The sequence below is a fragment of the Clostridium sp. TF11-13AC genome (genome assembly GCF_003481065.1).
GTDB classification, from domain to species: Bacteria; Bacillota; Clostridia; order Lachnospirales; family Lachnospiraceae; genus Otoolea; species Otoolea fessa.
The window spans coordinates 110962-122621 of sequence record NZ_QUKJ01000004.1 but is presented as its reverse complement, the minus strand read 5'-3'; the positions used below and the strand labels follow the sequence as shown (position 1 = coordinate 122621).

Here is an 11660-nt window from a genome sequence, read left to right as displayed (position 1 = left end):
ACGGGTAGGCACTTTTGGAACCGAAAGTGCCGTAAGAAAACGTGGTGGAGGCAGGAATTTGCCGTATTTAAATGCGAAGCCACGGCAAATTCCGTTACTGGGCACGTATGCGTGAACAGTAACAAATACAGGATGGTATGATTTATGTTATTTAGTTCCCTTGTGTTCCTATGGTATTTTTTGCCAGCGGTATTTTTGCTTTATTTTATAACGAAAAATCTGCATATCCGCAATGGCGTCCTTCTGGCTGCCAGTCTCTTTTTTTATGCGTGGGGCGAGCCGAAGTATGTGATTCTGATGCTTGTTTCGATCGGGCTGAATTATTTCTTTGGATTGTGGATTGGGAGGATGCAGAGTAAACACAGAATGCGCTTTGCTGTTACAACCTGCGTGTTTTTAAACCTCCTTCTTCTGGGCTATTTCAAATATTTTAACTTCGCAGTCGAGATTGCAAATTCTCTGTTAAGCCGCTTTGCGGGCGGCGCACATACACTTTCTTTCCGCGAGATTGCTCTTCCGGTCGGAATATCCTTCTACACGTTTCAGGCGCTTTCCTACGTGGTGGATGTGTACCGGGGGACGATTCAGGCGCAAAAAAATATCTTTCATCTGGCGCTCTATATTTCTTTCTTTCCGCAGCTCATCGCGGGACCGATCGTCAAGTATCACGATGTCTGCGAACAGATTGGGAACCGGCAGTGTACGGCGGAGGGGATGGCGTATGGAATCAAGCGCTTTTCCTACGGACTGGCGAAAAAAATGTTGTTTGCTAATACCTTTGCGGCGACGGTGGACTGGATGATGGAGAAACCGCTGGCACAGCTGGGAACGGTCAATGCGTGGATGTTGGCGGTTTTGTACACACTTCAGATTTATTTTGATTTTTCGGGATATTCGGATATGGCGATCGGATTGGGAAAAATGTTTGGATTTGATTTTATGGAGAACTTCAATTATCCGTATATCTCTACCTCGATCCGCGAGTTCTGGAGACACTGGCATATTTCACTCTCGACCTGGTTTAGGGAATATCTTTATATCCCGCTGGGCGGCAACCGGAAAGGGCAGGTGCGGACGTATATTAATCTGCTGATTGTCTTTTTTGCGACCGGGCTCTGGCATGGCGCTGGGGCAACCTTTATCATCTGGGGATTGTACCATGGGCTGTTTCTGGTGGTGGAACGCATGGGACTTGGGAAGCTATTGGAGAAGAACTGCTTCCGGGGACTGAATCACATCTATACGGCGTTGGTTGTAGTGGTTGGCTGGGTGTTCTTCCGCGCCGATACGCTGGCGGATGCGAAAGTGATCCTGCATCAGATGTTTACCTGGGAGAACGGCATCTATCCGGCGTCGCTGTTCGTGAATCGGAAGGTGATTTTTCTTGCGGTGCTGGGCGTGCTGCTTTCGGGCATCGTGCAGAGTATATGCCCGAAGCTGCGGGAGCATTTGTATGAGAAAGAAGTGACAAAGACAGTGGATATTGTGATTATGGCTGTGCTGCTGTTTTTGTGTACCATGTATCTCGTCAGCAGCACGTATAATCCGTTTATTTATTTCAGGTTTTAGATCCAGCCGCCGTCCAGTTGAATTATCTGTCCCGTTAAATAGGAGTTCTCGCTCCCCAGCTGGTATGCCAGTTTTCCGACTTCCTCGGCACGCCCCATACGTCCGGCTGGAATTTCTTCCAGCAGGGCATTCCGTTCTTCTTCATCGAGAAACTGGTTCATTTCGGTGTCAATAGCGCCGCAGGCGATCGCGTTGACCTGGATGCTGCTCGGCGCAAGTTCCTTCGCGAGGGCGCGCGTCATGGCGTTGATGCCGCCTTTGGTGGCAGAATAGGCGACTTCGCAGGAAGCGCCGCAGACGCCCCAGACGGAGGAAATATTGAGAATGCGTCCCGATTTGCGTGACACCATCATCGGAACAGCGAGGCGGCAGCAGTTGAAGACGGAGGTCAGGTTGGTATTGAGAATGTGGTTCCACTCGTCCGGCGTCATATCCTGGAACAGACCGATGTAGGAAATCCCTGCATTGTTGACGAGGACATCCAGGGAACCGAAGCGCTCCCGGATCGCGTCAAACAGGCGGGAACAGCTCTCAAAATCGCCCGCATCGCCCATCCAGGCAAGGCAGGAAACGCCCAGCGCTTCGATTTCGCGCTGGGTCTTTTTTAATTCTTCTTCCCGCCTCAGGCAGGTAATCACGACATCCCAGCCATTCCTGGCGTAGGTTAATGCAATCGCTTTCCCGATTCCGCGGGAAGCGCCGGTTACGAGGATAGTTTTATGATTCATGGCAGTAAACTCCTTATATGCGAATGTTTTTGAGAATTGCGGGAGCACGCAGTGCAGAGCAATTCGGTATCAGAGGGGTCAAAAGCTTTTGACTCCAACATCATATTTGATTGAATTATAGCATGTATTTAAAATTCATGAAATAGTTTCATTTTTCCGCCTGTCATAAAATCGTAAGAAATTTTCATCCATTTTTTGCTGTTCTGAGTGTTTTACAGCATTGTATGAAAGTGCCAAAATGTGTTATACTAAAACCAAATGGATCTGACACAGCGATAGAGCGGATCAATTACCGAACAGATTCGGAAGAAAGGAACTGTATACCATGTATGATATAATAATCATTGGTTCCGGACCAGCTGGCTTGAGTGCGGCGATTTATGCACAGCGGGCATGTCTGGACACGATTGTGATAGAGAAGAATGGAATCAGCGGCGGACAGGTGCTGAATACCTGGGAGGTGGACAATTATCCGGGATTTCCGGGTGTGACCGGCTTTGAGCTTTCCAGACAGTTCCGGGAGCATGCAAACAAGCTGGGAGCAAGAGTTGTACAGGATGAGGTCGTGCAGGTCGAGCTTTCAGGAAATGTGAAGAAAGTAGTCTGCGAGGAAGAGACGTATGAGGCACGCTGTGTGATTCTGGCATCCGGAGCACATCACAGGACGTTGGAGGTGCCGGGAGAAGAGGAACTTCGCGGGGCAGGCGTTTCATACTGCGCGACCTGCGACGGGGCATTTTTCCGGGGAAGGACGGTTGCCGTTGTGGGCGGCGGCGACGCGGCGCTGGAAGATGCAATTTTTCTTGCACGGATGTGTGAAAAAGTATATATCGTCCACCGCAGAGACAAGCTTCGCGGGGCAAAACGGCTGCAGGAGCGCTTACAGGCGCTTGAAAATATTGAATTTGTCTGGAACAGCGAGACGGCTGCGATTGAAGGAAATGGTCAGGTGGAGGCATTGCGGCTGAGACAGACCAAAACCGGAGAAGAGAAGCGGCTGGACGTGGATGGTGTTTTTATTGCGGTCGGAATCGCACCGGAGAGTGAGCTGTATGCGGGTCAGTTAGAGCTTGATGAGCAGGGCTATATCCGGGCGGATGAGAGCGGTCAGACGAGCGTTCCGGGCGTATTTGCAGCCGGAGATGTCCGGACCAAGGCGCTGCGCCAGATTCTGACAGCGGCATCGGACGGTGCAAACTGCGTGGCATCTGCAGAGCGATATCTTCAGGCATAACTCATTTTTAACATAGAAGAAAACAGAGTAACTGTTTAGTAGGTCTGCGCATTTACTGCGCTGACCGTACGAAAACATGGGGCAGCAGGCAAAAATCCCATTGCCGTAGGCAATTTTTAATGGATTTTTGCGCGTGACTGTGAAGGTACTGAACAGTTACAGTTTGAGATAAAACGACGGAACAGAACGGACAGAAGAGTAGGAGGTCCTTATGAGAAAAACGCTGAAATTTCTGATAGCATCAGGAGCGTGCCTTGTGATGGCAGGGACGGGACAGATGAGCGCCCAGGCGGCGATGAATCTGGAGACGGATGCCCCGGTCGCTGGTGCGTCAGTGGCGATCAATAATTACTATGCGAGCAGCTTGAACCCGGAAAAAGAGCTGGCGGAGGCATTTGCTTCTAAAGAAGTTCTGGCAGTGGCGGGAGCCGGTCAGACGGGCGTGTCAGGCGGTGCGCAGACAGCCAAACCGGCACAGGTGCCAGCAGAGACGAAAGCCCAGCCAAAGGAGACAACTGGCGAGACAGAGGCGGTTGTCCGCGCGATGTCTAAGTCGATCTACGATAATATCGCGATTTCCCGTGTGACCAATTATGTCAATGTGCGCGCACAGGCGAGCACCAGCAGCGAGGTAGTCGGAAAGATTTACAATAACTGTGCGGCGACGATTCTGGACACGGTGGACGGCGAGGGCGGCAAATGGTACCATATCCAGTCGGGGTCCGTGACCGGTTATATTAAAGCACAGTATTTTGTGACTGGCGAGGAGGCGTCCAAGATTGCCAGGGAGGTCGGCACAACCTACGCGAAGGTTACAAATACCTCTACGCTTCGCCTGAGAGAGACGCCGAGCTTAGAGGGCAAGACGCTGGATCTTCTTTCTGCCGATGCAGAGTATGAGGTGATCGGAGAAGAGGGCGATTTTGCCAAGATTTCCGTCGATAATGATCTGGTCGGATATGTGTATAAAGATTATATTACGACACAGGTAGACTTTAAACAGGCAGTTTCCGTAGCTGAGGAACAGCAGCAGAAAGCTGAAGAAGAAAAACTGAAACAGGAAGCGAATGCGGCGATCGAGAACCTGGAACAGGTAAAGAAGAAAGCCGAGGAAGAGTCGAGGGCAGCGGAAACCACGGCAGCGGCGAAGGAAACCACGGCAGCTGCCAAAGAGACGACCAAAGCACCGGAGACTTCCTACAGCGGAACAATAGAGGCGAATCCGAGCGAAAGCAAGGCAGCTGGGACGACAGCGGCAGCCAAGGAGACGACAAAGGCAGCTGAGACGAAAGCGCCGACTACCGCGGCAGCGACGAAAGCGACCACTGCAAGCGGCGTTGGACCGGGCGGCGGACCAGGCACAGGCGGTACGTCCTCTTCTGGAAATGAAGTAACAAATGCTACCCGTTCTGCGGTTGTGGCATATGCAAAGCAGTTCCTTGGAAATCCGTATGTATACGGCGGAACCAGTCTGACAAACGGCGCGGACTGTTCCGGATTTACAATGAGTGTATTTGCACATTTCGGTATTTCAACCGGACGAAGCTCGAGAGATCAGGCGGCAAAGGGCAAGGAGGTTGCGGTCAGCGCAGTACAGCCGGGCGATCTGCTTTTTTATGCGAGCGGCAATTATATCAATCACGTAGCACTTTACATAGGCAATGGACAGGTTATCCACGCAAGTACGGCAAAGAGCGGCATCAAGATTTCGCCGTCCAACTACCGAACACCGTGTAAGGCAGTTTCATTCTTAAATTAGTAAACGCAGATAAAGGAGTATATCGGTTCTTACGGAACGATTTCATATCCGTAGGGCTCGGTGGGAATACCGCAAAATTACGTTGCCAGCGGGGCAGAAGATTTCTGATCGGTGAGACAAGTAATTTTGCGGTATTTTTTCATTTTCATAGGAAAATGTATGCACTCGCGCGAAGCAGAAACATGTCGCAAGCGACCGCGCTCGGCGCGAGAATGTGCCAAGGCACATTCTTTTTATAAAAAAGGAGAAAAATCATGGCAGAATTAAGAGAACTTTCCGTAAACCAGTTTGTAGAAGAAACTGCTTCGAAGGCGTCTGTACCGGGCGGCGGAAGCGTGTCGGCGATGGTGGGGGCGCTGGGCGCGGCATTGATGGAAATGGTGGCAAATCTGACGATCGGAAAGGAAAAATATGCCGGGGTGCAGGAGGAAATGCAGGCGCTGGCAGCTGAGGGCGCTGCGCTGCATGAGGAGTTGCTGGCGGGGATCAAAAAGGACAGCGAATCGTTCAATGGATATATGAGAGCGCTGAAGCTTCCGAAGGAGACGGAGGAGGAGAAAAAAATCCGCACTGCCGCCCTGCAGCAGGGGTTAAAAGAGGCGACCGAAGCGCCGCTTGCGATTGCGGAGTCAGCGGCAAAGATTTTTCCGATGGCGGAAGCGGTCGTAAAGAGGGGCAATAAAGGTGCCGTTTCCGACGGTCTGATTGCGGCGATGTTAGCCCGGACAGCGGTTGTGGGTGCCCTCTTTAATGTGAAGATCAATCTGGCATCGATCAAGGACGAAAGTTATGTATCAGAACTTGAGAAAAGAGTAGAAAAACTGGAATCGGATGCAATTTTTTGTGAAAAATCAATTTTGTGTCTTTCCAAATTGTCAGACACAGTATATAATAGATAACATTCACAGCCTTTCCGGGAAATTCACAGGGGGGATCTTCTTTACAGAAGATAAAGCAGATAACATTCACTGTGTGAAAACTTCCGGAACAGGCAAAACCGCAAAAACAGGGAGGTACAGGAGTAATGATGACAGATATTGAGATTGCACAGGCAGCGAATCCACTGAAAATCGGTGAGATTGCACAGGCAGCAGGCGTAGACGAGAAGTATCTGGAGCAGTATGGAAATTATAAGGCAAAGGTAGACTACAGTCTTCTGAAAGAGACCGAGGGCAAGGATGGAAAACTGATTCTGGTGACCGCGATCAACCCGACTCCAGCCGGAGAAGGAAAGACCACGACCACGGTCGGTCTGGCAGACGGATTGAAACGTCTTGGCAAAAAGGTAACCGTAGCGCTTCGTGAGCCGTCGTTGGGACCGGTCTTCGGTGTCAAAGGTGGTGCAGCTGGCGGCGGATATGCACAGGTCATTCCAATGGAGGATATCAACCTCCATTTTACCGGTGATTTCCACGCGATCGGCGCAGCAAACAACCTGCTGGCAGCGATGCTGGACAATCATATCTATCAGGGCAATGCACTCCGCATCGATCCGAAGCGTATTACCTGGAAGCGTGTTGTCGATATGAATGACCGTCAGCTCCGCAACATCGTAGATGGTCTGGGACGCCGCGTGGATGGCGTGACCCGTGAGGACGGATATGACATCACGGTTGCCAGCGAGATCATGGCAGTTCTGTGTCTGGCACGCAATATTACGGATCTGAAAGAACGCCTTTCCAAGATTATCGTAGGTTATACCTATGACGAGGAACCGGTCACTGCCGGTGATCTGAAAGCAGCGGGCGCGATGACGGCTCTTTTAAAGGATGCCCTGAAACCAAATCTGGTACAGACCTTAGAGCATACACCGGCATTTATCCACGGCGGTCCGTTCGCGAACATCGCGCATGGATGTAACTCCGTCATTGCGACAAAGATGGCATTAAAGCTGGGTGATTACACGATCACAGAGGCTGGCTTCGGCGCTGACCTGGGTGCGGAGAAATTCCTGGATATCAAGTGCCGGATGGCAGAGCTGAAACCGTCGGCGGTCGTTGTAGTAGCGACAGTACGTGCCCTGAAGCATCACGGCGGCGTGGCGAAGGCTGACTTAAACGCAGAGAATCTGGAAGCACTGGAGAAGGGACTTCCGAACCTGATGCAGCATGTAGAAAATATTACCAAGGTATATGGACTTCCATGTGTCGTAGCGATCAACCGCTTCCCAATGGATACCGAGGCAGAATTAAAGCTGATCGAGGACAAGTGCCATGAGGTCGGTGTCAATGTAGCTCTGTCCGAGGTATGGGCGAAAGGCGGAGAAGGCGGCGAGGAGCTGGCAAAAGAAGTCATCCGCCTGTGCGAGACTGAGAGCGATTTCCACTACTGCTACGAGACCGATACAACGATCGAGGAGAAGCTGGATGCGATCGTGAAGAAGATCTACCACGGCGACGGCGTTGTACTCACGGATGCAGCAAAGAAGCAGGCAAAACGCCTGACTGAGCTTGGATTTGGTAACTATCCGATCTGTATGGCGAAGACGCAGTACAGCTTTTCGGACAATGCGAAGCTGCTCGGCGCACCGAAGAACTTTACAGTAACTGTCCGCAACCTGAAAGTATCCGCGGGCGCAGGATTCATCGTAGCGCTGACCGGCGACATCATGACGATGCCAGGACTTCCGAAGATGCCAGCGGCAGAGAAGATCGATGTCGATGAGAATGGACGGATCACGGGTCTGTTCTAAGAAAAGAAATAGGATATGAATGGAACTTAACACAACGCAAAAAGGGGAACTGCCACATGGCAGCTCCCCTTTTTGCTAGGAAACTTGTCTACTTATAGTACGAAGCGATGAATTAAAATTCTGGTTCGATCAATCCGTAGGTGTTGCCCTTACGTTTGTAAACAACATTGACCTGCTCGGTCTCGGAATTCAGGAATACATAGAAGCTATGTCCTAAGAGTTCCATCTGTACACAAGCCTCTTCCGGATCCATCGGCTTCATAGCGAATTTCTTTACTTTGACGATATCTACTTCGTCGTTGGAATCATATTCTTCGTTTATGAAGAGGTCAGAGAATGCAACGGCTGCCTGTTTCTTGTCTACGATTTTATTCTTATATTTTTTGAGCTGACGCTCGATGATTTCTTCTACCAAATCAATCGATACATACATATCGTTGCTTTCCTGCTCTGCACGGATGATGGTGCCTTTGACAGGGATGGTAACCTCGATCTTCTGACGATCTTTCTCAACCGTAAGTGTGATATTCACTTCAGTGTCCTGATTGAAGTATCGCTCTAACTTTCCGATCTTCTCCTCTACAGCTGCTTTTAACCCCGGGGTAACATTGATATTTCTTCCAGTAATCTTATAACGCATAATCATCGCTCCTTTTTATTGGGATGGCTATAGTATACCACTTTTGGATGTTAAATTCAACCTTTTTTGCAAAATTGTCAACACAATTAATTGAAAAACAGGTCGAAATACTGTGTCGTTTGATTTTTCACGAATTGCTGTTGTTTTATAAGGGATTTGCGCGCGGTTTGTGCGGCGGACAATGAAATATGAAAAAAGAGTCTTGCAGGATAGGGCAGAATGGGTGTGTTTTTGCAACAGAAAAAGGTCGAAAAAGCTAGAAAAAACGGGGGTTTGGAGGCAATGCAAGGGTTCTTCATTTGTCAATAGATCTGCTTGTATTTTTGGAAGAAATATGCAAGTTTATGAGATCTGAACAAAAAAGAAATCAAAATGCGCCGGGGACAATGGGGGCTTCGTGAACAGACGGAAATTGTGGATAATGTGGATAAGTCGGTGCAAAACTCCATTTTCCCTAAAAAAGGGAAAAAACGGGTGTGCAAAACTTATCCACAAAACTGGGGACAAAATGTGGATAATGTGGACAACAAGAAAGTCGAACATATATTTTGTGCAACTTGTCTGGTTTACCATAAAGTTGGCGGGATGGCAGAAGAAAAAACGTTTTACCTGGATAGGCAGGGAGGCGGCGTTTTACAGCAGGCACCCTGAACGGGAGCGAAGCAGGGTGGCATTTAGAGAAGTTCCAGAAACTTCTTGACCTGCGGAAGCCGATCACTGGTGGGCTGGCAGAGCAGATACGTATTGCGGACGAAGGGCGTGCCATCCTGCCAGAAAAGTGCCTCGGTGTAGCCGTCAAAATTATTCAGGCAGATGGACGGCAGGATACTCCAGCCAAGCCCATACCGCACCATTTCCTTGCAGGTATCGATGCTGTCGATCTGGAAATTCCGTCGGATGCCGGTCAGTCCACGCGCTTCGAACCAGGAGAAGAGCTGGGAATTTAAGCCGGAGTCGGTGTTGTGGCTGATGTACGGATAGTCGGTCAGAGGACGCCCGGCGTCCTCGCGGCTGCAGATCAGGCACATGGGTTCGGAGGCGAGAAGAATCTTTTTGCCGTCCCAGTTATATTCGCCGCGCAGGATGGCGAGGGAGATTTCTTCTTTGCAAAGCATCTTGTAGAGCTGGCGGCTCTGCTCGGTCGTGATATGCACCTCTACTTTGGGATAGCGGTCTGTGTAGTCCTTGAGGATTGCCGGGAGGCGGTAGTGGGCGTAGTTCAGAGAACAGCCGAGTCGCAACGTGCCGCAGATGTAGTCCTGGCTGGCGGCAGCGAGTTCTTCCATCTGCTCCATATTTTTTAGGATCGTGCGGGCGCATGGCAGCAGGCTTTCGGCTGCCGGGGTGAGGAGCACGCCGCGCTTGGAACGGATGAGCAGCGGACAGTGCAGTTCTTCTTCCATCTTCTGAATCCGCTTGGTGATGGCAGGCTGTGTCATATAGAGAGACTGCGCCGCCTTTGTTATATTTTTGTGCTGGTCGAGCGCCAGCAGCAGTTCATAATCACGTTTATCCATATCGAACTCCTTATCATTCCAAATTGTTATGAATCTTGATAAGATCATACCATTTTACAGCGGATGGGGCAATGAGTTATAGTATGTATAAGAAAAAATTAATAGTAAGTTGGTTGCTGTTCACAGGTAGGCACTTTTGGAACCGAAAGTGCCGTAAGAAAACATGGTGGCAGCAGGAATTTGTAACTGTTCACAGGTGGGGATTTTCTGAACTGAAAATTTCGTGCGATACAGGGCAGGAGCCAAGGAAAACTCCGTTCAAAACACAGCACAAGGGCAGCTGCAGATGTGAAAGTAAAAACACAACATAGAAGCAGTGAAACAAAAAAGAAGGTTCAATGAAAATAAGCGTTATAGGAGAAGGAGGAGAATTATGTACATGAAAAAATATCCATGTGTCTACATGAGAGGAGGTACCAGCAAAGCGGTATTTTTCCACGAGAAGGATCTGCCGGAGGATAAGAGTCTTTGGGATGATATTTTCCTGAAAGTCATGGGTACCCCGGATGTGAAGCAGATTGACGGCATGGGAGGAACGGTTTCCTCGACCAGCAAGATTGCGATTATTGCACCGTCTGACAAGCCGGGCGTGGATGTGGAATACACATTCCGTCAGGTGGATATCGTGATTCCGAGAGTGGACGGAAGTGCAAACTGCGGAAACATCTCATCGGCGGTTGGTCCGTTTGCGATTGATGAAGGTCTGGTTCCGGCGGTTGAGCCGATCACGGTGGTGCGCGTGTTAAATACGAACACCAATAAGATCATTGAGGAACATGTCCGCGTTGAGGACGGCCATGCGATGGTACACGGCGACGAGGTAATTCAGGGGGTTCCGGGAACAGGTTCCCGCATCGATATGTATTTTGAGGATCCGGCTGGTTCCAAGACCGGAAAGCTGTTCCCGACCGGGCAGAAAAAAGAGGTATTCGATGTACCGGGATATGGTCCGGCGGAAGTGACCGTACTTGATTGTTCGAACCCGATGGTATTTATCAAAGCATCGGATCTGGGAATTAAGGGATCCGAGCTTACGGAACTGAATCAGAATAAAGATGTGATGGAACACATCGAGCGTATCCGCGGCATGGCGGCAGTGAAATGCGGTTTCGTGGAGAACTGGGAGGACGCGCGGACGAAATCGACGTCGGCTCCGAAGGTTTCCATCGTCTCTGCTCCGCAAGACTACATCAATATGGATGGAAATGAAGTAAAAGCGGATACGATGGATCTCTGCTGCCGGGCGATCTCGGTCGGCGCACTTCACAAGGCGTACCCGATGACTGTAGCAGTCGGAACAGGCGCAGCAGCACGGATTTCGGGCACAATCGTCAATGAGATTGTCAAACCGGCGCCGGATCAGGATATTATCCGTCTGGGACATGCGAGCGGCGTGACCGAAGTGGATGTTAAGATGGACGGCGAAAAAGTCATCAAGGGCGGCGTGACACGGACGGCGAGACGTATCATGGACGGCTGGGTGTATGTGAGAGACTAATGCAAGAAATGAAAGTGGAAGAT

Annotated in this window: 10 protein-coding genes; 7 read left to right on the top strand and 3 right to left on the bottom strand. The window is 50.1% G+C overall.

Annotated elements, in window-relative coordinates:
- Positions 1 to 144: 144 nt before the first annotated feature.
- Entirely contained in the window at positions 145 to 1569 is a 1425-nt protein-coding gene (locus DXD12_RS10280; RefSeq protein ID WP_118638304.1) for an MBOAT family protein, read from the top strand.
- Here DXD12_RS10280 and DXD12_RS10275 read toward each other — a convergent pair.
- Positions 1566 to 2297, bottom strand: a complete 732-nt coding sequence (locus tag DXD12_RS10275) for an SDR family oxidoreductase (protein ID WP_118638303.1) — start codon at positions 2295 to 2297, stop codon at positions 1566 to 1568. The two genes, DXD12_RS10280 and DXD12_RS10275, sit on opposite strands and share 4 nt — an antisense overlap.
- 316 nt (positions 2298 to 2613) lie before the next feature.
- Between DXD12_RS10275 and trxB the strand changes: the two genes are divergently transcribed.
- From trxB to DXD12_RS10255, 4 genes are all read left to right on the top strand, one after another.
- Positions 2614 to 3531: a thioredoxin-disulfide reductase gene (gene trxB / locus DXD12_RS10270; protein WP_118468434.1), complete on the top strand. Its 918-nt coding sequence runs from the start codon at positions 2614 to 2616 to the stop codon at positions 3529 to 3531.
- A 211-nt stretch (positions 3532 to 3742) separates the two neighbouring features.
- Positions 3743 to 5290, top strand: a complete 1548-nt coding sequence (locus DXD12_RS10265) for an SH3 domain-containing C40 family peptidase (protein WP_118638302.1) — start codon at positions 3743 to 3745, stop codon at positions 5288 to 5290.
- 254 nt (positions 5291 to 5544) lie between these two features.
- On the top strand, positions 5545 to 6189 hold the full coding sequence (locus DXD12_RS10260) for a cyclodeaminase/cyclohydrolase family protein (protein WP_118468430.1): 645 nt from the start codon (positions 5545 to 5547) through the stop codon (positions 6187 to 6189).
- Positions 6190 to 6314: 125 nt separating this feature from the next.
- On the top strand, positions 6315 to 7982 hold the full coding sequence (locus tag DXD12_RS10255; protein ID WP_118629334.1) for a formate--tetrahydrofolate ligase: 1668 nt from the start codon (positions 6315 to 6317) through the stop codon (positions 7980 to 7982).
- Positions 7983 to 8094: 112 nt separating this feature from the next.
- On the opposite strand, the gene raiA is transcribed toward DXD12_RS10255, so the two are convergent.
- Positions 8095 to 8622, bottom strand: coding sequence for a ribosome-associated translation inhibitor RaiA (gene raiA, locus DXD12_RS10250; protein WP_022360630.1), 528 nt, complete (start codon positions 8620 to 8622; stop codon positions 8095 to 8097).
- A gap of 372 nt (positions 8623 to 8994) precedes the next feature.
- Between raiA and DXD12_RS10245 the strand changes: the two genes are divergently transcribed.
- On the top strand, positions 8995 to 9273 hold the full coding sequence (locus DXD12_RS10245; RefSeq protein ID WP_118638301.1) for a hypothetical protein: 279 nt from the start codon (positions 8995 to 8997) through the stop codon (positions 9271 to 9273).
- Between the two features lie 23 nt (positions 9274 to 9296).
- On the opposite strand, the gene DXD12_RS10240 is transcribed toward DXD12_RS10245, so the two are convergent.
- Positions 9297 to 10139, bottom strand: a complete 843-nt coding sequence (locus tag DXD12_RS10240; protein ID WP_117796095.1) for a LysR family transcriptional regulator — start codon at positions 10137 to 10139, stop codon at positions 9297 to 9299.
- 373 nt (positions 10140 to 10512) lie between these two features.
- On the opposite strand from DXD12_RS10240, the gene DXD12_RS10235 reads away from it, so the two are divergent.
- Entirely contained in the window at positions 10513 to 11637 is a 1125-nt protein-coding gene (locus DXD12_RS10235) for a PrpF domain-containing protein (protein ID WP_118638300.1), read from the top strand.
- Positions 11638 to 11660: the final 23 nt, after the last annotated feature.